Source organism: Pseudoalteromonas sp. S327 (assembly GCF_005886415.1).
In the GTDB taxonomy this organism is placed as follows: Bacteria; Pseudomonadota; Gammaproteobacteria; order Enterobacterales; family Alteromonadaceae; genus Pseudoalteromonas; species Pseudoalteromonas atlantica.
In genome coordinates this window covers 24,999-49,122 of record NZ_PNDP01000013.1, presented here as the reverse complement: position 1 = coordinate 49,122, position 24,124 = coordinate 24,999, and the positions used below count along the sequence as shown (strand labels likewise).

The window sequence follows — 24,124 nt, the reverse complement described above, 5'->3', positions numbered from 1 at the left end:
ATTTTACGTCGCTTTGGTATATACTATGCGCGTAGATAAATAGGTTATCTGCAGTCATTAAAAATTTTGCCAATTGTAGTACTTAATTGATTTCCAACTGAATACAATTATGTACTGTAATTGGCCCTTTTAATGACACTTATTAATGAAATATAAAAACATTTAAGGAATATTTTAAGTGCAAGCAATTATTAAAGAATTTCAACTAGGTCAACACACAGTCACCCTAGAAACAGGTGCAATCGCACGTCAAGCAGACGGCGCAGTATTAGCAAGCATCGGCGACACGTCAGTATTAGTTACTGTAGTTGGTAAGCGTGAAGCTCAACCTGGTCAAGACTTTTTCCCACTAACAGTTAACTACCAAGAGCGTATGTACGCTGCGGGTCGTATCCCGGGTGGTTTCTTAAAGCGTGAAGGTCGTCCTAACGATGGCGAAACACTTATTGCACGTCTTATTGACCGTCCAATTCGTCCACTTTTCCCAAATGGTTTCGTAAACGAAGTACAAGTTATTGCAACCGTTGTATCTGTAAACCCTGAAATCCAACCAGATATGGTTGCGATGATTGGTACATCAGCAGCACTTGCTATCTCTGGTATCCCATTTAGCGGCCCAATTGGTGCGTCACGCGTTGGTTACATCAACGGTGAGTACGTACTTAACCCAACACTAAAAGAGCTTGAAGAAAGCCAACTTGATTTAGTAGTTGCAGGTACTGATAACGCAGTACTAATGGTTGAATCAGAAGCTGACGTACTAGCTGAAGACGTAATGCTAGGCGCGGTTGTATACGGCCATGAGCAATCTCAAGCTATTATCAACGCAATCAACGAATTTAAAGCAGAAGCGGGCAAGCCTACATGGGATTGGTCTGCACCTGAGAAAAACGTATCGCTTGAAGAAAAAGTAGCTGAACTTGCAGCTGATAAAGTAGGTGAAGCTTACCGTATTACCGATAAAGTAGCGCGTAAAGAAGCATTAACTGCAGCAAAAGACGCTGTAATTGAAGCGCTTACAAGCGAGCTTGCTGAAGATGAAACACTTGATAAGCAAGAAGTAGGTAAAGTATTTGGTTCTTTAGAGAAGAAAATTGTACGTGGCCGCATCACTGCTGGTGAAAAACGTATCGATGGTCGCGAACCAGACATGATCCGTGCATTAGACGTAATGACAGGCGTATTACCACGTACTCACGGCTCTGCAATCTTTACTCGTGGTGAAACTCAAGCATTAGTTACAGCTACACTTGGTACAGAACGTGATTCTCAGTTAATCGATGATTTAACGGGTACTCACAAAAACCACTTTATGCTTAACTACAACTTCCCTCCATTCTGTGTAGGTGAAACTGGTTTTGTAGGTTCTCCTAAGCGTCGTGAAATTGGTCACGGTAACCTAGCTAAGCGTGGTATTTCTGCTGTAATGCCTACACTTACTGAGTTCCCTTACTCAATTCGTGTTGTATCTGAAATCACTGAATCTAACGGTTCGTCTTCAATGGCATCTGTTTGTGGTACGTCACTAGCTCTTATGAACGCGGGTGTACCAATTAAAGCGTCTGTTGCGGGTATCGCGATGGGTCTTGTGAAAGAAGATGAGAAGTTTGTTGTTCTTTCAGATATCTTAGGTGATGAAGATCACTTAGGTGACATGGACTTTAAAGTAGCAGGTACTACTAACGGTATCACTGCACTACAAATGGATATCAAGATTGAAGGTATCACACAAGAAATCATGCAAATTGCGCTTAAACAAGCAAAAGCTGCACGTTTACACATTTTAGGTGTGATGGATGAAGCGATTTCTGCTCCTTCTGAAGAATTATCAATGTTTGCTCCTCGCATCTACACTATGCAAATTCCTGCTAAGAAGATTGCTGAAGTAATTGGTAAAGGTGGCGCTACAATCCGTCAACTTACTGAAGAGACAGGCACAACAATTGAAATTGAAGACGACGGTACAATTAAGATTGCTGCAACAGACGGTGAAAGCGCGCAAAACGCAATTACACGTATTGAGCAATTAACAGCAGAACTAGAAGTAGGTACTATCTACACTGGTAAAGTTGTACGTATTGTTGACTTTGGTGCGTTTGTAAACATTCTTCCTGGTAAAGATGGCCTAGTGCATATTTCTCAAATCAGCACAGAGCGTGTTAACAACGTAACTGACCACTTAAGTGAAGGTCAAGAAGTTAAAGTTAAAGTACTAGAAGTAGACCGCCAAGGCCGTGTACGTCTAAGCATTAAAGAAGCAATGGAATCAGCAGCACCTGCAGCTGATGAGTCAAAAGACGCATAATTGCTAAACTTTAACCCGTTAATATACGCGGGATAATAAAAAAGGGGCTGTTTAGCCCCTTTTTTTATGCTTTAATGAAACCTTATTAGACAAGGTCTGTCTTATTTTTATTGCGATATATCTTGGTATTAAGGATTTTAATGATACTCAAACATTTAGCTTTGGCATCTTTTGCTATTTTGTCTTTAAGCGCTTGCCAAACCACGACTGAATCAAAACCTACGCCGATTGTTAATGTGCCTTTTACTGCACCCCTTGCATCTGACTTTAGAAGTGAAATTGCGATTGCACGTTACTCTGAGCTATTAAATCGAGCCGATTTAAGTACCGAGCAACAAGCTAAGCTTTATTATGACCGTGGGGTATTATTTGATAGCTTAGGAATGACCACGTTATCGCGCATTGATTTTAACCGCGCTATAAAACTAAAGCCTGATTTAGCTGAGGTGTATAACTTTTTAGGTATTCAGCACACTTTAATGCAGCAATACGAAAAAGCGTATGAGTTTTTTGACTCAGCCCTTGAGCTTAATGAAGAGCATGAATACGCTTATTTAAACCGTGGCATTGCACTGTATTATGGTGAAAGAGCAAACCTAGCGCAAAGTGACTTTGATGAGTTTTTAGCGCGTTCACCCAACGATCCTTACCGTGTGTTATGGCTTTACCTTGCACAATCACAAGAGGATAAACAACAAGCATTAGCGGCTCTTAAAACAAATGCTGCAGCCCTTGATGAATCGCAATGGGCTTATCAGTTAATTTCGCTTTATACCGGCGATATGAGTGAGCATACGTTTTTATCGGGTATTAGCGAGGGCGTTAAGTCAGAGCAAGAATACGCACAGCGCTTGTGCGAGGCGTACTTTTATTTAGCCAAAATGCATCAAGCAGCCGGTGAGCAGTTTTTAGCTGCTGATTACTTTAGGTTGGCATTATCCACTAATGTGCATGAGTTTATTGAATACAAATATGCACGTTTAGAGCTTGAGCTTATGGCTGGTGCAGACGCTAGTTAAATACCTGTGTTATCTAATTGGTTTGCTATTTAGCCTGCTTATTGCAGGCTCTTGCAACCAGTTAAGCAGCATTAGCTTTTGGCATGTACTTCACGCTCAGGCTAATCCGCTGCAAAGTTATTGGCAATTTCCCCGTTACTTTTCAAATAATATTGCACATCTTCCCGAGCTGACCTTAGGCTTTTTAGCGCGTAAAAATATCCCATCAGCTCAGTACAATTATTCTTTAAAGCTGATTAATGCAAGCAAAAACGAGCAAGCAAAGTTATTTTGGCTACAAAGTATAGAGCATGTTGGGCACAACAAGCGCCAACAACTCGCGCAAGCTCTTTTAAAGCAAGGTCGCTGGAATGACCTTCAACTATTGTTAACCCAAAACTTACTGCCTAAAGGCGCGGCATTTAACCATTTAGCGCTGCACAAAGGGAGTGACTATGAGCAAGTTTCGCATTCCTTTTTACATCAACTTGGTTTTGCAGCGTTAAATACACGCCCGCCGATTAACAATAGCTGTAGTTACAATGTGCTGCTATTGGGTGTAAATAGAGAAGCCTTGTTTAAGTTATCAAGTTTTGCCGCGCAGTATAATAAAAAACCTGAGCCGCAAAGCGGGGCGTATTGCTTAAGTAAACCGGTTTACGCTGGGGGCGCAATTGACTGCGCTACCACCTCGGACATGGCTAATTGCTTATGGCAAAACGCGCACTTAAAAGCGCAGTCTACTAACAGCTATGACTACACTGTAATTATGGGTACGAGCGGCAGCGCCAATGTAACAGGTAAAAAAATGCAGCTAAGTACCCAAGCAAACTATAATGTATTTTTGCATGAGCTAATGCACTTTAGTGGTTTTGAAGATGAATATACGCTGCCTATTTCTAAACAGCGCTGGTTGTGTAAACGCCAAGGATACGTAGCCCCAAATTTATATATTTCGCAAGGTGAGGCTGCGCCAAATGGATGGCACAAAAGCTTAAGTTGCCAGCAAGGCGGCGTGGCATATAAGCCAACTAAGCAATGGTCAATTATGCAGTATCAACAACTAGGTTTATCAAAGCGGTACAGGGCTTTGTGGGTTGATCAAATCAATGCTGCTAAAACCGCTCAGCTTGATTAAATTTAAATCGATTAGGCTTGCTATCTATAGACAAAATGGCCGTTTATAAGTATAACTGTACGTATTAATGTCGTTTAAAAACAGACAGTAAAAGCATCTTTTCGTGATGTATAAAACGTAAGGATAAACTTATGATTATAAAAGGCCCTACATTATGACTTTGCTCTGGATACCTTTGTTATCCTTAATTGGCAGTGTTATTTCTTCATGCACCGGCAAACTATCCCGTACGCAAGCTGCAGCTGTCACTGTACTTGCCCCTTTAGCAGCATTAGGTATTACGCTATACCACACCCCCGCTATTTTAGCAGGTGAAACGATTCGTTATGCTGTAACGTGGATCCCCGCTGTTGGACTGGACTTATCATTTCGTCTTGATGGCTTGAGCTTACTGTTTATGTTTATGATTTTAGGCATAGGCATACTGGTAATTACCTACGCACGTTATTATCTGAGTAAAAACGACTCCTTAGCTAAGCTGTATAGTTACTTATTGCTGTTTATGACCGCAATGCTGGGCATTGTTATGTCTAACAATGTTATTCAGCTTTGGCTGTTTTGGGAACTGACCAGCATTAGCTCGTTTTTATTAATTAGCTATTGGTGGCATAAAACAGAAGCACGAAAGGGCGCTCGCATGGCGCTAGCTGTTACCGGTGCTGGTGGCTTAGCATTGCTGGCAGGTTTAATGTTAGTGGCCGATATAGTTGGCAGTTACGACCTAGATGTAATTTTAGCTAGCAAGGCAATTGTTCAATCACATGATTTATACGAAACAGCACTGGTATTAGTTTTGCTAGGTGCATTTACTAAATCGGCACAGTTTCCATTTCATTTTTGGCTACCTCACGCTATGGCAGCCCCAACCCCTGTTAGCGCGTATTTACACTCTGCGACTATGGTAAAAGCAGGTATATTTTTATTAGCGCGTTTTCACCCAGTACTTTCAGGTACAGATACTTGGTTTTTACTGGTTGGTTTAACCGGTTTAACAACGCTTTTATTTGGCGCTTATATCGCCTTATTTAAACACGATTTAAAGGGCCTGTTAGCGTACTCAACCATTAGCCATTTAGGGTTAATTACCCTGTTATTGGGCCTAGATACTGAGCTCTCTACTGTGGCGGCAATATTCCATATTATTAATCATGCCACGTTTAAAGCCTCGCTATTTATGGCAGCAGGTATAATTGACCATGAAACCGGCACTCGTGATATGCGTAAGCTTAATGGTATGTGGCGGTATTTACCGTATACGGCCACACTTGCCATGGTTGCGGCTGCTTCAATGGCGGGTGTGCCATTGCTTAACGGCTTTTTATCTAAAGAAATGTTTTTTGCCGAAACCTTACATCAGCAAGTGCTTGGCTCTATGTCGTGGTTAATCCCGGTGTTAGCCACTATTGCAGGGGCGTTATCGGTGGCTTATTCGTCGCGTTTTATTCACGATGTATTTTTTAATGGCGAACCAATTGATTTACCACGCCAGCCGCATGAGGCTCCGCGTTACATGCGACTCCCTATTGAAGTATTGGTTGTGCTGTGTGTGCTGGTTGGTTTGTTCCCGCATTTTTCAGTCGATGGCATTTTATCTGCTGCGTCTTTGGCTGTACTTGGTCAAAAGGTACCAGAGTACGAACTGGCTATATGGCATGGTTTTAACTTACCGCTATTAATGAGCGCCATGGCGGTAGTGGGTGGTTTGTTTATTTATATAAATCGTAAATACCTATTTCAATTTCAAGCATCATTACCGCCACTTAATGCTAAAAAAACCTTTGAGCTAATTGTGCTTAAAGTTATTAATTGGTGCCAAAGCAGGGTAAACACTATCGAAAACGGCTCATTACAACGCTACATTTTTGTAATGCTGGCGGTGGTATTGTTATGTGCCGGTTGGCCATTATTTGAAATGCAACAATTAGCGGGCAGTATGCCGCGTATTCCGGTTGATGTGCATAACGCAATAGGTGCAGGCCTACTGATTATAGGTGCTTTTGCTACCGTTATTTGGCATCGCTCACGCGTAGTTGCGTTACTAATGATTTCTATTGTAGGACTCATGGTGTCGGTGGCGTTTACGCGTTTTTCTGCGCCCGACTTAGCGCTTACGCAATTAACGGTAGAAGTAGCAACCGTTATTTTATTAATGTTGGCGTTGTTTTTCTTACCACAACATACGCCTAAAGAGTCTAGCTCGTTACGAGTACTCAGAGATTTAGGGATAGCCTCAACATTAGGTGTTGTGGTGGCAAGTATATGTTATGCATTACTTACGCGCCCACTCGAATCGATATCAGATTTTTTCATAGCCAATGCCAAAACAGGAGGTGGCGGTACCAATGTAGTAAACGTTATTTTGGTTGATTTTAGGGGCTTTGACACCCTAGGCGAAATAACCGTATTGGGTATTGCAGCGTTGGGTATATTTAAAGTGCTTTCTCGTATTCCATTGTTCATGCCAGCAAGTGATGGTGAAGGGCGCCCATGGGCACGCGAGCGACACCCTATACTACTTGCCAGTATTTCGCATAGCTTATTACCGCTTGCATTATTAGTATCGGCTTATATTTTCTTACGTGGTCATAACTTACCTGGCGGCGGCTTTATTGCAGGGTTAGTAACATCAATTGCCTTTATATTGCAGTATATGGCTCATGGCTCAGCTTGGATAAGCGAGCGCTTTGCAGTCAACTACCGTAAAATTATTGCATCAGGTATCGGTATTGCCTTGTTTACTGGAGTCGGTAGCTGGTTCTTTGAACGGCCGTTTTTAACTACGTGGTTTGATTATTTCGATATCCCATTTATTGGCAAAACAGAACTTGCAAGCGCAATTGTGTTTGATTTAGGCGTTTATTTAACAGTGGTTGGAGCCACGTTAATGATATTAGCAAGCCTTGGCAACATGACAGCAGATACCCAGAAAAAAGAGGTAAATATTTAATGGAGCTATTGTACGCATCTTGCGTTGGTGTATTAGTTAGTTGTGGTGTGTTTTTACTGCTAAGAGCCCGTACGTTTCCGGTAGTGCTTGGCCTTACTATGATTTCCTATGCCGTTAACTTATTTTTGTTTTCTGCGGGTCGCTTAACCATAAATAAAGCGGTTGTGCTTGGTACAGGGGCTGAATATGCCGACCCTTTACCTCAAGCACTAGTGCTTACTGCAATAGTGATAGGATTTGCAATGACTGCGTTTGTGGTTATTTTGGCTATACGTGGTAGAGCCGATTTAGGGAGCGATCATGTTGATGGGCAAATCATCAAAAGCGCAGCCGATAGCAAGGAGCAAAAATGATTCAACATTTAACCTCTTTGCCTATTTTATTACCTATGTTGGCAGCGGTAATATTGCTTTTGCCACCCTGTGGTAAAAGTTTACGTATTCGCCGTATTGCCTCATCAATTATGGCGGTGATCACATTTGTTGTTAGTGCATTGCTGTTAATCCATATATGTAACAGTGGTATCAATGTATACGTTATTGGTAATTGGTCTGCTCCTTTTGGCATAGTGCTTGTTGCCGATATGCTTTCTACTTTATTGGTTGCACTTACATCCTTTTTAGGAATGGGAGTCATTTTATATGGCTGTGCCGGCGATGATGCAAAAGGAAACTTTTTTCATCCATTAGTTCATTTTTTAATATTAGGTGTTAATGGGGCATTTTTAACGGGTGACTTATTTAATGTATTTGTATTTTTTGAGGTGTTGTTGATTGCCTCATACTCACTACTTATGCATGCCGGAGATAAACAAAATACCCGTGCAGCGCTCCAATACGTCATATTAAATTTGGTTGGCTCGAGCGTATTTTTAATTGGTTTAGGTATTTTATACGGTGTACTGGGTACATTAAACATCGCTGATATGACGCAAAAAGTAGCCCTGTTAACGGGCGATGATGTCTATTTGGCAAAGGCCGGCGGCTTACTGCTGTTAGTTGTATTTGCTTTAAAAGCCGCATTGCTCCCTTTGCACTTGTGGCTACCTAATACTTATGCCAGTGCAAAGCCTGTGGTTGCCGCTTTATTTGCTATTATGACCAAGGTGGGTGTATACGCCATGCTGCGCGTTTATACCGTTATTTTTGGTGAGCAAGCCGGTGAGCTTGAACATATGGCGCAATCATGGTTATGGGGCTTAGCCATTGCTACTATAGTGGTTGGTGCAATTGGCGTAATGGCTGCGCAAGATTTACGTAAGTTAACGGCAAATTTAGTTGTTGTATCAGTGGGCACGTTAGTCGCTCTAATTGCACTGCAAAACGTCACTGCAACAGCTGCACTGCTTTATTATTTAGTACACTCCACATTAGTCAGCGCTGCACTATTTTTATTAGCTGATTTAATTGCCACACAAAGGGGCAAAGTAGGGGATAGACTGGTTGCCGGACGAGCCGTAAACCAACCTTACTTATTAGGAGCATGCTTTGTAATTGCTGCATTAACCGTAGTAGGTATGCCGCCGCTATCGGGGTTTGTTGGAAAAGTTTGGATCCTCAAAACAACCTTAAATAGCGAGCAAGCCTTACTATTTTGGCCTGTCTATTTAATTGCTAGTTTTGTTTTATTAGTTGCACTTTCTCGTGCTGGTACAAGTATGTTTTGGGAAAGAAAAGGCAATAAAACAGAAAGCGCCGAGGGCGAAAATGCTCACCCATTACAGGTGATGATAATTGTAGGGTTACTTGCATGCTCACCTTTGTTAGTTGTTTTTGGCGGACCAATAAGTGAATACATGGTTAGTGCTGCTACGCAATTGCATGATATAAGTGGTGGCATTAATGCAGTTATGAAGGGAGGTGAGTAATGAGGTTACAAGCCCGTTATCGTTGGTTGCCAACGCCGTTTCGTAGTTTGTTTTTATTTTTAATTTGGTTGTTGCTTAATAATAGTGTATCCGCAGGGCATATAGTATTAGCTACTTTTTTTGCGATATTTATACCGCTATTAAGTGTTTCATTACGTGATCCGCAACCCTTAATACTAAAACCAGGTTTGGCGCTAAAACAATTACTCATTGTACTTTACGATATAGTGGTTGCTAATTTACAGGTAGCCTTATTAATCGTTGGCCCAGCTAAAAAGTTACGCCCTGCTTTTGTTAAAGTGCCTATAGATTTAATACACGATATGCCCATTACAATTCTTGCCAGTTGTGTATCTCTTACACCTGGTACAGTAAGTGCTGAGGTATATCCTATTCCTGAGTCACTAGACGAAGGCGAAAAGCCTAAACAGCGCTATTTACTTATACATGTGCTTGATTTAAAAGATGAAGAGGCACTTATTAAACAAATTAAACAGCGCTACGAAGCTCCCCTAAAGGAGATATTTCAATGTTAGATACTGTCTTACTTATTGTATTTGCCATGATTGGTTTATCGTTACTGTTAAACCTATGGCGATTAATTATTGGCCCCTCAGTGCCTGATAGAGTTTTAGCCCTAGATACTATGTACATTAATGTTATCGCGTTAATTATTTTATACAGTATTAGTATGGGCACTGGTTTGTACTTTGAAGCCGCGTTATTAATCGCGATGCTTGGCTTTATAAGTACTGTTGCAGTGTGTAAGTATTTACTACGCGGCGATTTAATTGAATAGGATATTATAATGATAAGCGAGTGGGTTGTATCAATATTACTACTTTTTGGTGGGCTATTTATTTTAATAGGGTCGCTGGGCTTAATTAAATTACCTGATTTTTACATGCGCTTACACGGCCCTACTAAAGCAACAACACTGGGTATGGCCAGCATATTAATTGCTGCAATGGTGTTTTTTGCAACGTCGGTGCACACCATAAGCGTAAAAGAGATTTTAATTACCGTGTTTTTATTAATTACTGCCCCTATTAGTGGGTATATGTTAATAAAATCAGCGATTCATCATAAGCTTAAAGCAAAAGAAGGCACAAAAGGGCTCGATAACGTAGAAGACGATTAGCCCCTGTGCACTGATAAAAAGGCCAAATAAACATGTTTTATTTGGCCTTTTTAGTGTGGGTTTACACATTTACAAACTATTTTATACCCGTTCGCATAATTAAGTGATTTATTCTGAAGCTAGTAAAACGTGTTGATAATTTAGTAAAAAAATTAGCTATTTAGTTGTTCTGAATGAGCATTTTTTAACGTAAGTAGCGACCCGTTTAGCCCCGCAAAATGAGTAAGTATTATTGCGGATTGGTATTAATCATGTGAGTATGGTCTTACTTTTTATATTTAAGGATATGACAATGGCTAAGGCACTATTACTTTCGTTACTTATATTTTCTGGCAGCGTATTGGCTGACGAGGCAACTAAGCAGCAAAAAATAGATGAGCTGATAAACGTGATGAACATGGATGCTATGGTTGACTCTATGTACGGGCAAGTTGAAGGCATGATGAAAAACATGTCTGCACAAATGGGTGTTAAGCCCTCTGAGCAAGCTATTTTTGATAAATACTACGCAGATATGACCAACGTACTTAAAACCGAAATGAGCTGGAAAAAAATGCAGCCGATGATGGTTAACGTTTACGACAAACATTTTAACGAGCAAGAAATTGCCGACATGTTGGCGTTTTATAAAACTGAAACAGGGCAAAAAATTCTCCAAAAAATGCCCGTAGTAATGCAAGAGTCTATGCAAATGTCGCAAAGCTTAGTGCAAGATGCAATGCCAAAAATTCAGCAAATAGCCGGTGAACTAAGTGAAGAGCTAAAAGCCTCTCGCCAACAAGAAAATTAATCTCTCTGCCTCTTTTTAAGCGCGCTCATTAGCGCGCTTTTATTTTATCAGCTCCAGTAAATTTAAATTATGCTTTAATGCTCCCCTCTATTGACCTGTGTGTCACACATAGGTTTACAATTGAGCTCTAAAATCTAAGGGGGCTAAATTATGTATGTTAAGCAATTAGCGAAGTTAATGGGTGTAACGCCTGATACAGTTCGTCATTACACACGAATAGGCCTTTTATCGCCCATACGTAGCCAAAGTAATGGTTATCAACAATATACAAAAGCAGACCGCCAACGTTTACAGTTTATTATAAGCGCCCGAAAGCTCGGGTTTTCCCTAAAAGATATACAGCATATCATTGGCGAGTCAGAACAAGGACATTGCCCATGCCCACTTACACGGCAAATTATTGCAAAACGTTTAGAAGAAACCGAAGCCTTGTTTCAAGAAACCCTTAAATTACGAGTGCGTATGCAAGCGGCGTTAAAACAGTGGGAAACATCGGCAGACGGCGCTGTTGCAAGTGATGTGTGTAGCTTAATAGAGACGTTTGTTGACCCACTTGTTGAGCCAAATAAAAGCGGAGATGTGCAATGAGTAGCAGTAAAACAACAGAGCAAAACTTTATTATTGAAGGTGCTAATTGTGGCAGTTGTGTAGCCAAAATAGAAAAAGCCCTCAATAGTGTGCAAGGCGCAAACAATGTCGAAATGAACTTTGCAGATCGCACCGTACGAGTAGAGGGTAGCGCGCAGCAAAGCACATTAATTAGCGCCGTTGAAAATATAGGTTACGGCGCAAAACCTATGGATAACACATCAGAGCAAGATGCGCTTGATGAAAAAGCCAAGTCAGACGAGGCACATTACAAAAAGCTAATGCGCAACATGATGCTGGCTTTAGGTGTGGGCGTACCGCTTATGATTTATGGGCTAATTTTTGATATGAGCGTGACAACCACTAACCAGCGAATTGCATGGGGTGTGGTCGGTATTATCACGTTTGTCGTTATGGCTGTAGCAGGTAAGCAATTTTATAAAGGCGCATGGCAGTCATTTAAAAACCATAGTGCTAACATGGATACGCTTATTGCTTTGGGAACGGGCACTGCGTGGTTATATTCAATGTTTGTTGTACTTGCGCCTAGCTTACTACCTGAGGTTGCAAGGCACGTTTATTTTGAAGCTTCTTCAATGATAATTGGGTTAATTAGTTTGGGCTTAGCTTTTGAAGTGAAAGCGCGTGGGCGTACTTCGCAGGCTATTAAGCGTTTAATTGGCTTACAAGCAAAAACAGCCCGTGTAATACGCGATGGCGCAGAGCAAGATATAGACATTAGTGATGTGCAAAAGGGCGATCATGTAAGGGTACGCCCAGGCGAAAAAATCCCGGTAGATGGTGATGTGCTCGAAGGTAGCAGCAGATTAGATGAATCTATGCTCACGGGTGAGCCTATGCCAGTGAGTAAACAAGCTGGCGATAAAGTGGTTGCTGGCAGCATTAATAAAAGTGGTACATTATTATTTGAAGCCACACATATAGGCCAAGAAACAACCCTTGCCAATATTATTAATATGGTAAAACGCGCACAAAACTCTAAGCCTTCAATAGGGCGATTAGCCGATGTTATATCGGGCATTTTTGTGCCCACAGTAATGATAATTGCGATACTAGCAGCCCTTGCATGGTTGAATTTTGGCCCAGCCCCTTCAGTTGCTTATGCAGTGGTAGCGTTAACCACAGTGCTGATTATTGCATGCCCGTGTGCGCTTGGTTTAGCAACGCCTATGTCGGTAATGGTGGGAATAGGTAAAGCAGCCGAGTTTGGCATATTAATTCGCAATGGCGAGTCACTGCAAACTACCTCTAAAATTACTACCATGATTTTAGATAAAACCGGCACTATCACCCAAGGTGCACCTCAGGTAACAGATGTTGTAACGTTTAATAACGCAGATGAAAATAACGTAATGCAATTAGTTTCAAGCCTCGAGAGTAGCTCTGAGCACCCACTTGCGGAGGCGATTACACAGTACGCTAAAAAACAAAACGTAACCTTGAGTAAAGTTACCGACTTTGATGCGATTACCGGTAAAGGTGTAAGTGGAACGGTGAATGGGCAAACACTGTTATTTGGCAATAAAGCGCTTATGGATAAATACGAGATTGCAGTTGATGACGCCACAGAGCAAGCACACACCTTTGCAAATGATGCAAAAACCCCGATGTACTTTGCCTGTAATAATCAACTAATGGCCTTAATTGCGGTAGCGGACCCGCTAAAAGAAGACTCAGTACAGGCAATCAAGCGCCTGCAAAATGAAGGTATTCATCTAGTAATGCTCACTGGCGATAATAAAGCGACCGCACACGCTGTGGCTAAAAAAGTCGGTATTGATGATTTTATCGCAGAAGTGTTGCCAGAGGATAAAGTAAACGAAGTCACTAAACGTCAGCAGCAAGGCGAGATTGTAGGCATGACGGGTGATGGGATCAATGATGCCCCCGCGCTTGCTAAAGCAGATGTCGGTTTTGCAATTGGCACAGGTACAGATGTAGCCATAGAAAGCGCCGATATTACCTTAATGCGTGGCTCACTGCATGGCCTTGCCGATGCTATTGCCATTAGCAGCGCAACAATTAAAAACATTAAACAAAACTTGTTTGGTGCCTTTATTTATAACGTTGCGGGCATTCCTATTGCAGCCGGTGTGTTGTATCCGTTTATTGGTGTACTACTAAACCCAGTAGTGGCGGGCGCAGCTATGGCGCTTTCATCACTGACAGTAGTCACCAATGCTAATCGCTTACGTTTTTATAAACCCAATAAGCGCTAAGGAGTCGATAATGTTAATGATAAATTTACTTGGTGCAGTATTAATAGTGGCCATTATTTATTGGTTTTGGCTTTATAAGCCAAAGCAAATACATAGTAATGATAATACGCAAACCATAGTGGTAGATAACGGCGTTTATCAACCAAGTCATATAAAGGTGGCGGCCAACAAAAAAGTAACACTTACATTTGATAGAAAAGACAGTGCACCGTGCGCCGAAACGTTAGTGTTCCCGCAGCTTGATGTAAGTGAAAGCCTTGCAATGGGAGATAATAAAATCACTTTGCCTGCACTTAAAGCAGGTGAGTACGACTTTCATTGCCAAATGAAAATGTATAAAGGTAAGTTAATCGCTGAGTAACCAGTAAGTTGATGAAGTAACATTAATACGGCCTAACTTTATGTTGAGCTAAACAACGGGTTATGTCGTATTAGTGTTAATTAAGCACACTAGATTATTTAATGAATAACTTAAACCCTAAAAAATTACTAAACAGTAAGTGGACTGCCACTCCAGCTATCAACAAAGAAAAACACTTTATCATTGTTGAAGTAAAATACGATGAAGAGGGTAATGTAATTGAATGCATTACCGAGTCGGTATATTCTAAAAATCAGTACTCAATACGCTGGCGAGATTTAAAAGACACACAAAAATGGCGTCAAGGCTGGAAGTAGTTAAATTGTTTTTATACTTTAAAAACGCCAATTTGTTATGCCCAACTAAATGCAATGCGCTCCCTTTTTAACCCCTGCCTTTTACTAAATTCGCCATTTGGCAACAAATGCCTGTTTTTTACAGGCTTGCCATGCTTTTAAAAAATAAACGCTAAAAATTTTATAAATATCAATATATTTCAATTGGTTATGTTTTAGGTTTTATGGCGTTTAATTGTTTTAATTAAGCTGTTCAGCTTTAGTTTATTCTTAAACTTCCCCAGATTATGTTTTTAGTTAGCTTTTAGCTCATGTGTGGCTTTTTTATAAATCATAAGCTGTTGATTTTAATGGTTTATTTTAATTGGCTCATCTAGCTGTTGCTAAAAAGCAACAAAAACACCTCTTGTAACTTAACCTTTTCATATACTAAAAATGTAACTTATTGTTTATTAAGTAAAAATAAAACATGGCACTGAAGTTGTAATAGTTAAGCTGTATTAAGCAAAACGTGGGTAACGCCAATTGGCTACTCCCCTAACCCTATGAAGGATTTCATTATGAAAAAGGCACAATCAACATTGGTATTAATGGCTTTAGCCTCTTCATCAGCGGCTTTTGCAGTAACAGATTTTGACACACTCGATAAAGATGGCAGTGGCACATTAAGCCCGTTAGAAGCATCTGCTGATGCTGAATTAATGAGTCAGTTTACAAAACTTGATACTGACAAAAACAACGAGCTATCTAAGAGTGAGTTCGACAAAGCATAAGTGAGTGCTTTGAGTAGTTAACGCCCAGTGGCACGTTAATTCTGAGTTGCCAAAGACAACCTAAGTAGGCAAGGGAGCTTACCATAAAGAATAACAAGGACAGTGTAATACACAGGGCATTTTATTATAAACGCATAGCGAAGGAATCGTTATGTAAAAGCGATACCCAACTTTGCTTGCAATAGCGCTGGTATTTTCTGGCACATTTGCAAAGTTTGATACCAACACAAACGGTAAACTTTTTAAAGCAGAGGTTTTACGAGCGTAGACGATTAATGCGCTGTGGTGTAAGCATAATTCTGAGTTGCCAAAGACAACCTAAATAGGCAAGGGAGCCTATTAAAAAGAATAACAAGGAAGTGAATTGTAACCACCTCAGTGCAAATTTATACAGGTAATGCATATTATTGAAGGATTACATTATGACTAAGCTGAAAACAACACTTGTACTTATCACCTTGGTGTCATCATCGGTGGTATTGGCAAATACAGAGTTTAAAACACCTATGCAAGGCGAAGGTGGTTTAACAAACCAAAGTGATCAATCAGCAGAACAAATAGTGCAGCAATTAAATATGCAAAGCCGAAATGGCCTAACCGAAAACGATTTTTTTGAATACAAATAACCGATTCTCCCTTTATGGATCTCAGAAAAGGATTTCTTCCCCTTTGCCAGGCACTTAGCCTAAGGAAATGATTATGAAAAAATTTATCGCACTTCTAGCCCTTGCCTCTTCATCAGCGGCGTTTGCCGCGGTCGACTTCAACAGTTTTGATGCCAATGGTGATGGCGTAATTAGCAAAACAGAAGCACAAGCCAACGCACAGTTAGCACGGTTGTTTGATAAGCTCGATACAGATAAAAATGGTGAGCTTTCGCAGCAAGAGTTTTCTAAAGTACAATAATTTTATGGCGTAGTTTTACACGCTTAAAATTTATCAGGTCATACTCACAAAGCAGTTAAGTAACATTTACTTAGCTGCTTTTTTTGTGTATGGCGCAAGCATAACGGCTTTTTCACCAAAGAGGTGCAAATGAGCGCAAGTTAAAACCTTAACCTTATGAATAAAAACACTTTTTATACTTGGTTTTAAACTTGCTTAGTTAACGCTATAGCAACTGAGTGAGTACACAATTATGGCGCGAATGAGTTATATAAGTAGTGTTGAGCGCTACCATGAGTATGAGCAAGTAATACACAGCTTACTTGACTCTATTTTAATGAGTATTGAAGATGGGCTTAACAAAAATCGAGATACGCGTTTTTTAGTAAAGCAATATCCCTTTTTAGAGCTGCAATACTGTTTAAACGAATCTGGGCTTCAGCAAGGCAATAATGTTTGCTTTAAGCGTGCCTATAAAAAATTAGCCGAGCAAGGTAATCAGCAAGATTTAAGTGAGCGCCCTTACTTTTTACAATCTAAACAAACCGATTCGGTGTGCTTTACCGATCCGTATATTTCTATCGCAACTAATCATTTATGTATTTCGGCTATTAAAGAGCTAAAAAAGCCAATTAACCAGCAGCATTATTTAGTGTTAGACGTATGCTTAACCCAGTTAATTGAGTTTGTAATGGGAGACAGCGCGCGAGCCGGTATTTCGCCTTATTTTAAAGCGGGTTATGGGGTGATTGTGGCGTGTTTATTTACTTTGGTACTCTTTTTACTGAGCATAGTATTTAACGATATATATGCATTATTAACCCACTTTGACTCAGCGTCTGATCCCCTCGAGCCCTTTAGCATTATTATATATATTACTTTAGCGTTGGCCGTGTTTGATTTAGGAAAGACCATTCTCGAAGAAGAGATTTTAATGCATAAGGATATATTTAGGCACTCTTCTACACGGCGTACAATTACCCGGTTTATATCTACCGTGCTAATTGCAATATCTATTGAGGCGCTATTAACCATGTTTAAGGCAGCGTTGGGGCAGGCTGAATACTTATTACCGGCCATTGCGATGATGCTTGCGGTGGTAGGGCTTTTAATAGCCTTGGCTATTTATGTGTATTTAGGGGCCAAAGCCGAAACCTTACTAATGCGGGCGCGCTCAAAATTAAAATCCTCCAAGTAGGAGGATTTTAATGCGATTGGTATGATTATTATTTAGCTTTAAACTTTACCTGCTAATGCGGCTTATCTTGCTCGCGCTTTGCTTTAAAGTCTGAGTCACTCGTCCATGTAGGCCAATCGCCATTGTTAGCAAGCTTTGTGGCTATATCAACAATAAGCTCTATGTCTTGCTTTACGCCACCTAATGACCACTGCGGCGAGTAATCGTCGGCTTCTTTATGGTATTTATGCGCAATGTAATCAGGGTCGGTATCGCCAAGGCTCATAAATAATAAACTCGGCACACCTTGCTTAGCTAAAGAAAAATGATCTGACCTAAAAAACAAACCGTTTTGCGGGCGAGGGTCCATTTTAACAACGCGACCTTGCGCTTTTGCCGCGTTTGCTAGGTAGTTTTCTAGGGTGGATAAATCTTTACCGTATTGCAAAATGTAATCGGTGCCATCTAGCACGTTCATTCCGTCAATATTTAATAGCCCGACCATTTGTTTAGTGGGCACAACGCCACCGGTTGCAAACTCTTGCGAACCAATGAGGCCAGTTTCTTCTGCGGTAAAATTAGCAAATAAAATAGAGCGTTTAAACGGTGTTTGCTGGTGGATTTGATTCATAATGCGGGCAATTTCAAGTGTGGCCGCTGTGCCAGAGGCATTATCCACTGCGCCGTTATAAATTTTAGGGCCGCTGTCGGTTTGCTTGGTACCAAAATGATCCCAATGAGCACCTATTACCACGTACTCATTAGGGGCGTCGCTTCCTGTAATTTGCGCAACTACGTTATGTGATTTGGCATGCGATACTTCGTTTTTAAATGAAAGGTTGGCTGTTAAATTAAGCGCTGTGGCTTTAAAGTCATCACTTAAAGCCTTTTGTTTTAAATTTTGGTAGTTAAGCTGTGCGGCATTAAAAATTTGCTCAGTAGTATTAAGTGTTAGCCAGCCCATAACTGGGAGCTTAGAAGCGTTTAGGTTATTGTCCATCAGGGTGTATTTAGTTCCTGTGTTTGAGCTTTCAACCACGCCCCAAGGGTAAGCCGCAGGGGCAGTTTCGTGCACAATAAATACCGCTTTGGCACCTTGGCGTGCGGCTTCTTCGTATTTGTAAGTCCAGCGGCCGTAGTAGGTCATAGCATTACCTGTAAATAACGCATCGTTTTGTGTAGCAAAGCCTGGGTCGTTTACCAATACAATAACGGTTTTACCTTCAACATTAATGTTTTCGTAATCGTTCCAGTTGTATTCGGGGGCATTAATACCGTAACCCACAAATACAATGTCAGAGTTTCGTACATCTATTACTGGCTGTAATTGCTCTGTACGGGCGGTAAAATCCTTACCTGCTTTAAACTTTAAGTCGCCCACCTGCAATTGCATATTTTGATTGGCCGTGACCATTGCCATTTTTACCGGCTGTAAAAACTTGCCATTATACGCCCCAGTTAAACCCATAGCTTCGTATTGCTCGCTCAAGTAACCCACGGTTTTTACTTCACCATGAGTAAGTGGGCCGCGCCCTTGAAAGTCATCAGAGGCTAGCGTTTTTATATGCTGTTTAACGTTATTTAGGCTTACGCCGGGCGTATTTTCTAAAGAAGAATGCTCGCTTGCAGGTTCAGAGCAACCAAAGAGAGCGACTAGCAGGCTTAGGCTAGCGCTTTTAAAAAGAGTAGAGGCCATAGTTTTCTGAATAGTTTTAAAAATTGGCTTTTAATATAAAGGAAGCACTGATGTGAGTCGAATATTTATCATCTTGCCAGTTCTATTTTTCAAAAATTGAAAATTGCCGGTGTAGGGTGTATAAATAATCGACAACAATAAATGGAGCACACACAATGAGCCAATCTAAAAAAAGCGGATACCTGTTTATAGGCAGCGGCGTAGCATTTTTTGCAGCAGCTTTGCTCGCACAGCAAGCGATGTTTTTTGCTTTAGCTGCATCTTTTGTAGTGTTAGGTACAATTAGTATAAAAAAAGCGGCTTAATAGCCGCTTATTTAATTAACACCTTGTAATAAATACCTTTAAAACACCTACCAAATTAGTTTTTCCACCATTTATGGGTTATTGCAGCGTCGGTAGGGGTAAATATTTGTCCAAACTCGGGTGTACTCAATGTTACGTTATTTATGTTGCTTGCAGCCGTTACTCGTTCAAATGGGTCAACCCAAGCATGAAACGCCAAGTCAAACGTACCGTTATGAATAGGCACTAAAGTTTTACCTTGTAAATCAATATGAGCTTGAACCGATTGCTCTGGTGTCATGTGAATATCGGCCCAATCTTTGTCGTAGGCGCCTGTCTCAATTAGGGTTAAATCAAAAGGACCGTACTTGTTACCAATTTCTTTAAAGCCTGCGAAATAACCCGAATCACCACTAAAATAAACACTTTGCTGGGAGGTTTTAATAACCCACGAACCCCAAAGTGTGTTGTTTGCATCACTTAATCCACGGCCCGAAAAATGCTGGGTAGGAGTAAAGGCAACTAATGCATGTTCGGTTTGTAACTCCTGCCACCAGTTAAATGTGCTAATTTTGTTTTCATTCACTCCCCACTTAACTAAATCGGTATCTACACCAAGTGGCACATAAAACTGCTTAGTTTTTGCAGACAGCTTTTTAATAGCTGATTTATCAAGGTGATCGTAATGGTTGTGCGAAATAAGCACCTTATCGATTGGTGGCAGTTCGCTAATACTAATAGGTAATTTAGAAAAGCGCTTTGGCCCTACAAAAGAAAAAGGAGATGCGCGCTCACTAAATACCGGATCGAGTAACCAGTATTCGCCATGCACTTTTAAAAGCACGCTAGAGTGGCCAAGTTTAATGACATGCACAGTATTATTTGCAAGGGAGTTAAGCATTTTTGCTGTAACACTTTTAATTGCAATGGGCTTTTTAGGTGTAATGTTGGTACGCTTTTCTGTTATGTAACGCCCTAAAATTCCGAGTGTTTTCTTAAAGCTATTCGGCTCAACCTGTTGATGGTTATGAAATCTACCATTTTCGTAGTTATCTACATTAGGTGCTTCATTAACACCTTGCGCAACTATCTGTTTATTCACGCTACAACCTCCAAAAACAATGATGGCGATGATCACAACTACCCATTTTATAAATGTCATCGTTAAACCCTAAAGTAAACTGATGAGTGTAGTTTTTCATTGTTTTGATGAAAAGTAAACTATACAGTGCATTTTTTTATTGTTTAGTTAAAATGTAGCTATTAATAATTGCAGAACCCATTATGAAATTATCAGAAAAAAAACGCATAAATATTCTTCAAGCAGCAGAGCATCTGTTTTTTGAAAAAGGTGTAGAGCACACTAGTATGGATCAAGTTGCTGCAAAAGCGGAGGCTTCTAAGCGAACTGTTTATAATCACTTTGCGACAAAAGAAGAGTTATTTCAGGCTATTTTAACGACTATGCTGGCTAAAATTAATCATGGTGATGTTATTTACTTTAATAAAAATCAACCAATTGATTTGCAGCTTACTGCTATTGCCGAGCAAGAAGTGGCTATGCTTACATCGCCTGATTTTTTACGTTTAGCTAAAATTGCCTTTATGCAAATGCTACAAGAGCCGCAGCTAGCAAAGTCTTTAAGTAATAATACTATGGGGTGTATGACTTATTTAGAAGATTTTTTAGAGCAAGCTAGAACAGCAGGTGTTTTAAAAGGTGATGAGCTAAATATAGCTGCTAAACAGTTTGTGTATCAATTAAAATCGTTTGTGTTTTATCCGCTACTTTATGGGTTTGAAACAATAACAGAGCAGCAAAATAATAAAGTAATTGAACAAACAGTCAGCTTATTTCTGGCTAAATATAAAGCATAAACTTAAAACGTAAAAAACCAGCAAATAGCTGGTTTTAATAATATAGCAAGTAACTAATTACTCATCTGCGTATTTTACGCGAATTTTGCTTTTATCAACGCTTAATTGATTAAGTGCTTTAATAGCGCTTCTACTTTCTATGTCGTTTGGCATTTCTACAAAGGCAAAACCTTTTGATAAACCAGTATCTTTATCAAGCACTAAGTTACAGGTAGTTACTTTACCGTGTGCTGCAAACAACGTGCGAAGGTCTTGCTCTGTGGTAGCGCGAGACAAATTACGAACTAATAATTTCATATATAACCTAAATAAGGGGTTCGCTGAGGATTATCTCAAGTAACTTGGTTTTAACCTAATTTTATTTTTACCCTTTTATTTAAAGTTGTTTTTCGCAAATAGCTCAGCTAACAATTATAAAGCCATACTGGTAATAAAGATCTAGTTATTAAAACAAATAATTGGTAAGTTATATTTCACTTTATTTACTTACCATTAACCTGGGCTGGTTGTTTATGTCAAAGTTTGGCTTGCGTGTTTTAACTATTTCTTCTGTTTGTTCTTTGGGTATTTTAGCTGTAGGGTGCGGCAGCTCAGGGTCAAAAAGTGAGCCTGTAAATGCATCGGTTGTAGCGCAAAACGCCGCAGTAATTAGCGGTCAAACAGCTGTAAGTATTGAAAATACCCGCGATATAGCAATTACAGGTGAACTATCTATAACGGATGCACAAGCCAATGAGGCAGTATTTAAAACGCAAAGCAATAACACCACAACTTATGGTTCATTTAGCTTAACTGAGGATGGTAATTGGTCATATACACTTAATGGCGAGCATGCCACTGTGAGTGCATTAAACGAGGGCGAAACCTTACTTGATGAAATAACCGTCACATCGGCAGATGGCACCGAAGCGACAGTGTCTATAAGCATTATAGGCACTGCAGGCCGTGATGATTTTATAGTAACGCAAGAAACAACCCTCAATGCCGATGGCGAAAACACAGGGCTAAGTGCTTATACATTAATAGAAAATGCGTTTAGTGAAGGTGCAATTGAATCGCCTGATATGTATAGCGGGAATCATCAAGATGTTGTGCATATTATTGAAGATACTGACTCAACTGTAGGTAATCACTTTGTGTTTTTAGCACATCGTGATGAAGACCAAGATAAAGATAAGGGCGCAACCGACCGCCAGCGCAACGAAATAAAAGCCTTTGATAAATCGCCCGCCGCAACACTTGCCTTTAAAGACGAAACCGTACAATACAGTTGGAAGTTTAAAGTCTCTAGCGAGCTTGAGCTGAGTAGTAAATTCAGTCACTTTTTCCAAATAAAAGCCCGTAACGATAGCAACGACAATACCAATGGCAACGACGACCAACCTATTATTACGCTCTCTGGTGCACAAAAAAACAGTACAGGTAATCAGCTGCAAGTACGTTATAGCGCAGGCTTTGATAAAAACGGTAACAGCACAGGGCTTGATAAAAACCTTATCGAAACCGACTGGTCACTCATTACTGATGAATGGATTGCGGTATTTGTACAAGCCACTTTTAGTGAAGCGGGGCAATTTGAAATGACCCTAACCCGCTTAAGTGACAACGAGGTGCTATTTAGCATTAGCGAGCAAAACATAGATATGTGGCGTGGCTTTAGCGATGATGACTTTGCCCGTCCTAAATGGGGTATCTATCGTTCAATAGTCGAAACCGATAGCCTTCGCGCTGAAGAAGAGCAGGTACGGTTTGCTGATTTTGTGATTAAAAAAGGCGTTTTAGCGCAGTAAATATTTGCCTAGTTTTTTATCGTGGCTACTTACACGTTGTTGAATAATAGCCACTATGTGACGGCGTATCCACTGCAAACCGGCATCGTTGTCTTGGCGCTTATGCCAAATAACAGAGACAGGCGTTGGTGGCGTATCAATAGGGCTTTTTAAAACCACGAGCTTATTGGTAAATATTTCCTGCTCAAGCGCTATTGAGGGAATGACACAAATAAGATCGGTATTTTTAAGAATATTAGGTACATTTGCCGCGTTATTTACCGTCATCGCTACTCGGCGTTTTAACCCTAATACTCTTAGTGCTTGATCAGATGGCCCTAAAATATCGCCCGTAATTGATACTAATAAATGATCTGTATTAGCAAAGTCAGTAATACTTAAAGGGGCATTAGCAAGCGGGTGGTCAGGGCGCATAAGTACAACATATTTAGGCTTTAATAAGTGCTCGGCTCTAATAACGTTTTCAGACAGGGTGTAGCGATTAATTGCCAGTTCGGCTTCGGCGTCTTTAAGTACATTGGCAGCCTCTACCGCCCGATTAGGGATTGCATGGATATTAATGCCTGGGGCCTGCTGCTCAATAATTTTACGAAGAGGCCCCCATATCATTTCTACAAATATATCAGCGGCAGAAATACGAAAAGTGCGCTGCGCTGTCGCTGGGTTAAATTCACTTTGGTTTATAGCATGCTCTAATGATCCAAGTGGCCCCTGTATTTGCCCCCATAAATTGTTAGCAAATGCAGTAGGTTGAATATTTCGGCCATCTTTTATAAATAACTCTTCTCCCCACGCTGCGCGCATACGTGCAAGCGCGTTAGATACCGCAGGTTGTGTCAGCGATAATTGCTCTGCTGCACGAGTGATACTGCCTTCAGTCATGATGGCATCAAAAATCATTAGTAAATTAAGCTCTTGAGGACGCATATAGCACCGTTATAAATTTTAAATGTAAGATTATTTTACATCA

At 40.4% G+C, this 24,124-nt stretch carries 25 protein-coding genes; 21 read left to right on the top strand and 4 right to left on the bottom strand.

What is annotated here, in order from left to right; genetic code table 11:
* The first annotated feature begins 178 nt into the window (after window positions 1-178).
* The 18 genes from pnp (at window position 179) to CWB60_RS05070 (ending at window position 17,527) form a co-directional block, all read left to right on the top strand.
* Complete coding sequence (gene pnp, locus CWB60_RS05155) at window positions 179-2,305, top strand: polyribonucleotide nucleotidyltransferase (RefSeq protein WP_004585889.1); 2,127 nt, start codon at window positions 179-181, stop codon at window positions 2,303-2,305.
* A gap of 140 nt (window positions 2,306-2,445) precedes the next feature.
* Window positions 2,446-3,324, top strand: a complete 879-nt coding sequence (gene nlpI, locus CWB60_RS05150; protein WP_029773956.1) for a lipoprotein NlpI — start codon at window positions 2,446-2,448, stop codon at window positions 3,322-3,324.
* Window positions 3,308-4,441 carry a hypothetical protein gene (locus CWB60_RS05145; RefSeq protein ID WP_138577436.1) on the top strand — a complete coding sequence of 378 codons (1,134 nt, stop codon included), beginning with the start codon at window positions 3,308-3,310 and terminating at the stop codon, window positions 4,439-4,441. The genes nlpI and CWB60_RS05145 overlap by 17 nt, the downstream gene beginning before the upstream one ends.
* Window positions 4,442-4,595: 154 nt before the next feature.
* Window positions 4,596-7,388, top strand: coding sequence for a monovalent cation/H+ antiporter subunit A (locus tag CWB60_RS05140; RefSeq protein ID WP_024033786.1), 2,793 nt, complete (start codon window positions 4,596-4,598; stop codon window positions 7,386-7,388).
* Complete coding sequence (locus tag CWB60_RS05135; protein ID WP_004585893.1) at window positions 7,388-7,741, top strand: Na+/H+ antiporter subunit C; 354 nt, start codon at window positions 7,388-7,390, stop codon at window positions 7,739-7,741. Before CWB60_RS05140 ends, CWB60_RS05135 begins: the two co-directional genes overlap by 1 nt.
* A complete protein-coding gene (locus CWB60_RS05130) occupies window positions 7,738-9,255 on the top strand; it encodes a monovalent cation/H+ antiporter subunit D (protein ID WP_138577434.1) in 1,518 nt (505 codons plus the stop codon). Before CWB60_RS05135 ends, CWB60_RS05130 begins: the two co-directional genes overlap by 4 nt.
* A complete protein-coding gene (locus CWB60_RS05125) occupies window positions 9,255-9,791 on the top strand; it encodes a Na+/H+ antiporter subunit E (protein WP_055253050.1) in 537 nt (178 codons plus the stop codon). The genes CWB60_RS05130 and CWB60_RS05125 overlap by 1 nt, the downstream gene beginning before the upstream one ends.
* Complete coding sequence (locus CWB60_RS05120) at window positions 9,785-10,054, top strand: K+/H+ antiporter subunit F (protein WP_004585896.1); 270 nt, start codon at window positions 9,785-9,787, stop codon at window positions 10,052-10,054. Before CWB60_RS05125 ends, CWB60_RS05120 begins: the two co-directional genes overlap by 7 nt.
* Before the next feature lie 9 nt (window positions 10,055-10,063).
* The gene (locus tag CWB60_RS05115) at window positions 10,064-10,396 is read left to right on the top strand and encodes a Na+/H+ antiporter subunit G (RefSeq protein ID WP_004585897.1); all 333 of its coding nucleotides are present in this window, start codon (window positions 10,064-10,066) and stop codon (window positions 10,394-10,396) included.
* Between the two features lie 292 nt (window positions 10,397-10,688).
* Entirely contained in the window at window positions 10,689-11,186 is a 498-nt protein-coding gene (locus CWB60_RS05110) for a DUF2059 domain-containing protein (protein ID WP_054982209.1), read from the top strand.
* Window positions 11,187-11,336: 150 nt separating this feature from the next.
* Entirely contained in the window at window positions 11,337-11,774 is a 438-nt protein-coding gene (locus CWB60_RS05105; protein ID WP_055253052.1) for a MerR family transcriptional regulator, read from the top strand.
* Complete coding sequence (locus CWB60_RS05100) at window positions 11,771-14,014, top strand: heavy metal translocating P-type ATPase (protein WP_138577432.1); 2,244 nt, start codon at window positions 11,771-11,773, stop codon at window positions 14,012-14,014. Before CWB60_RS05105 ends, CWB60_RS05100 begins: the two co-directional genes overlap by 4 nt.
* Window positions 14,015-14,024: 10 nt before the next feature.
* A complete protein-coding gene (locus CWB60_RS05095) occupies window positions 14,025-14,375 on the top strand; it encodes a cupredoxin domain-containing protein (RefSeq protein ID WP_138577430.1) in 351 nt (116 codons plus the stop codon).
* A 101-nt stretch (window positions 14,376-14,476) separates the two neighbouring features.
* Window positions 14,477-14,692 (top strand): TIGR02450 family Trp-rich protein, encoded by a 216-nt coding sequence (locus CWB60_RS05090; RefSeq protein ID WP_138577428.1) that lies wholly within the window; start codon window positions 14,477-14,479, stop codon window positions 14,690-14,692.
* Between the two features lie 539 nt (window positions 14,693-15,231).
* Window positions 15,232-15,444, top strand: coding sequence for an EF-hand domain-containing protein (locus CWB60_RS05085; protein WP_004585903.1), 213 nt, complete (start codon window positions 15,232-15,234; stop codon window positions 15,442-15,444).
* A 422-nt stretch (window positions 15,445-15,866) separates the two neighbouring features.
* Window positions 15,867-16,070, top strand: a complete 204-nt coding sequence (locus tag CWB60_RS05080) for a calmodulin (RefSeq protein ID WP_138579770.1) — start codon at window positions 15,867-15,869, stop codon at window positions 16,068-16,070.
* Between the two features lie 73 nt (window positions 16,071-16,143).
* On the top strand, window positions 16,144-16,350 hold the full coding sequence (locus tag CWB60_RS05075) for an EF-hand domain-containing protein (protein WP_029772194.1): 207 nt from the start codon (window positions 16,144-16,146) through the stop codon (window positions 16,348-16,350).
* 232 nt (window positions 16,351-16,582) lie between these two features.
* Window positions 16,583-17,527 (top strand): EAL-associated domain-containing protein, encoded by a 945-nt coding sequence (locus CWB60_RS05070; protein ID WP_054982213.1) that lies wholly within the window; start codon window positions 16,583-16,585, stop codon window positions 17,525-17,527.
* Window positions 17,528-17,579: 52 nt separating this feature from the next.
* Here the strand turns inward: CWB60_RS05070 and CWB60_RS05065 are convergent, their stop codons facing one another.
* Window positions 17,580-19,202: a M28 family metallopeptidase gene (locus CWB60_RS05065; RefSeq protein WP_138579771.1), complete on the bottom strand. Its 1,623-nt coding sequence runs from the start codon at window positions 19,200-19,202 to the stop codon at window positions 17,580-17,582.
* Between the two features lie 155 nt (window positions 19,203-19,357).
* Here CWB60_RS05065 and CWB60_RS20725 point away from each other — a divergent pair, with 155 nt between their 5' ends.
* Window positions 19,358-19,507, top strand: a complete 150-nt coding sequence (locus CWB60_RS20725; protein WP_024033773.1) for a hypothetical protein — start codon at window positions 19,358-19,360, stop codon at window positions 19,505-19,507.
* Window positions 19,508-19,562: 55 nt separating this feature from the next.
* On the opposite strand, the gene CWB60_RS05060 is transcribed toward CWB60_RS20725, so the two are convergent.
* Window positions 19,563-20,588, bottom strand: coding sequence for an MBL fold metallo-hydrolase (locus tag CWB60_RS05060; protein ID WP_371370264.1), 1,026 nt, complete (start codon window positions 20,586-20,588; stop codon window positions 19,563-19,565).
* Window positions 20,589-20,770: 182 nt separating this feature from the next.
* Here CWB60_RS05060 and CWB60_RS05055 point away from each other — a divergent pair, with 182 nt between their 5' ends.
* On the top strand, window positions 20,771-21,364 hold the full coding sequence (locus CWB60_RS05055; RefSeq protein ID WP_024033771.1) for a TetR/AcrR family transcriptional regulator: 594 nt from the start codon (window positions 20,771-20,773) through the stop codon (window positions 21,362-21,364).
* 57 nt (window positions 21,365-21,421) lie between these two features.
* On the opposite strand, the gene CWB60_RS05050 is transcribed toward CWB60_RS05055, so the two are convergent.
* Entirely contained in the window at window positions 21,422-21,661 is a 240-nt protein-coding gene (locus CWB60_RS05050; RefSeq protein WP_024033770.1) for an RNA recognition motif domain-containing protein, read from the bottom strand.
* Between the two features lie 215 nt (window positions 21,662-21,876).
* Between CWB60_RS05050 and CWB60_RS05045 the strand changes: the two genes are divergently transcribed.
* On the top strand, window positions 21,877-23,154 hold the full coding sequence (locus CWB60_RS05045; protein ID WP_138579772.1) for a VCBS domain-containing protein: 1,278 nt from the start codon (window positions 21,877-21,879) through the stop codon (window positions 23,152-23,154).
* Here the strand turns inward: CWB60_RS05045 and CWB60_RS05040 are convergent.
* Entirely contained in the window at window positions 23,143-24,081 is a 939-nt protein-coding gene (locus tag CWB60_RS05040) for a LysR family transcriptional regulator (protein WP_024033768.1), read from the bottom strand. The two genes, CWB60_RS05045 and CWB60_RS05040, sit on opposite strands and share 12 nt — an antisense overlap.
* Window positions 24,082-24,124: the final 43 nt, after the last annotated feature.

What these genes read in the sequence shown, in the direction of transcription:
- nlpI (WP_029773956.1), top strand. Translation starts at nt 2,446, where the DNA reads ATGATACTCAAACATTTAGCTTTGGCATCTTTTGCTATTTTGTCTTTA.
- CWB60_RS05140 (WP_024033786.1), top strand. Translation starts at nt 4,596, where the DNA reads ATGACTTTGCTCTGGATACCTTTGTTATCCTTAATTGGCAGTGTTATT.
- CWB60_RS05135 (WP_004585893.1), top strand. Translation starts at nt 7,388, where the DNA reads ATGGAGCTATTGTACGCATCTTGCGTTGGTGTATTAGTTAGTTGTGGT.
- CWB60_RS05130 (WP_138577434.1), top strand. Translation starts at nt 7,738, where the DNA reads ATGATTCAACATTTAACCTCTTTGCCTATTTTATTACCTATGTTGGCA.
- CWB60_RS05125 (WP_055253050.1), top strand. Translation starts at nt 9,255, where the DNA reads ATGAGGTTACAAGCCCGTTATCGTTGGTTGCCAACGCCGTTTCGTAGT.
- CWB60_RS05120 (WP_004585896.1), top strand. Translation starts at nt 9,785, where the DNA reads ATGTTAGATACTGTCTTACTTATTGTATTTGCCATGATTGGTTTATCG.
- CWB60_RS05115 (WP_004585897.1), top strand. Translation starts at nt 10,064, where the DNA reads ATGATAAGCGAGTGGGTTGTATCAATATTACTACTTTTTGGTGGGCTA.
- CWB60_RS05110 (WP_054982209.1), top strand. Translation starts at nt 10,689, where the DNA reads ATGGCTAAGGCACTATTACTTTCGTTACTTATATTTTCTGGCAGCGTA.
- CWB60_RS05105 (WP_055253052.1), top strand. Translation starts at nt 11,337, where the DNA reads ATGTATGTTAAGCAATTAGCGAAGTTAATGGGTGTAACGCCTGATACA.
- CWB60_RS05100 (WP_138577432.1), top strand. Translation starts at nt 11,771, where the DNA reads ATGAGTAGCAGTAAAACAACAGAGCAAAACTTTATTATTGAAGGTGCT.
- CWB60_RS05095 (WP_138577430.1), top strand. Translation starts at nt 14,025, where the DNA reads ATGTTAATGATAAATTTACTTGGTGCAGTATTAATAGTGGCCATTATT.
- CWB60_RS05090 (WP_138577428.1), top strand. Translation starts at nt 14,477, where the DNA reads ATGAATAACTTAAACCCTAAAAAATTACTAAACAGTAAGTGGACTGCC.
- CWB60_RS05085 (WP_004585903.1), top strand. Translation starts at nt 15,232, where the DNA reads ATGAAAAAGGCACAATCAACATTGGTATTAATGGCTTTAGCCTCTTCA.
- CWB60_RS05080 (WP_138579770.1), top strand. Translation starts at nt 15,867, where the DNA reads ATGACTAAGCTGAAAACAACACTTGTACTTATCACCTTGGTGTCATCA.
- CWB60_RS05075 (WP_029772194.1), top strand. Translation starts at nt 16,144, where the DNA reads ATGAAAAAATTTATCGCACTTCTAGCCCTTGCCTCTTCATCAGCGGCG.
- CWB60_RS05070 (WP_054982213.1), top strand. Translation starts at nt 16,583, where the DNA reads ATGGCGCGAATGAGTTATATAAGTAGTGTTGAGCGCTACCATGAGTAT.
- CWB60_RS05065 (WP_138579771.1), bottom strand. Translation starts at nt 19,202, where the DNA reads ATGGCCTCTACTCTTTTTAAAAGCGCTAGCCTAAGCCTGCTAGTCGCT.
- CWB60_RS20725 (WP_024033773.1), top strand. Translation starts at nt 19,358, where the DNA reads ATGAGCCAATCTAAAAAAAGCGGATACCTGTTTATAGGCAGCGGCGTA.
- CWB60_RS05055 (WP_024033771.1), top strand. Translation starts at nt 20,771, where the DNA reads ATGAAATTATCAGAAAAAAAACGCATAAATATTCTTCAAGCAGCAGAG.
- CWB60_RS05050 (WP_024033770.1), bottom strand. Translation starts at nt 21,661, where the DNA reads ATGAAATTATTAGTTCGTAATTTGTCTCGCGCTACCACAGAGCAAGAC.
- CWB60_RS05045 (WP_138579772.1), top strand. Translation starts at nt 21,877, where the DNA reads ATGTCAAAGTTTGGCTTGCGTGTTTTAACTATTTCTTCTGTTTGTTCT.
- CWB60_RS05040 (WP_024033768.1), bottom strand. Translation starts at nt 24,081, where the DNA reads ATGCGTCCTCAAGAGCTTAATTTACTAATGATTTTTGATGCCATCATG.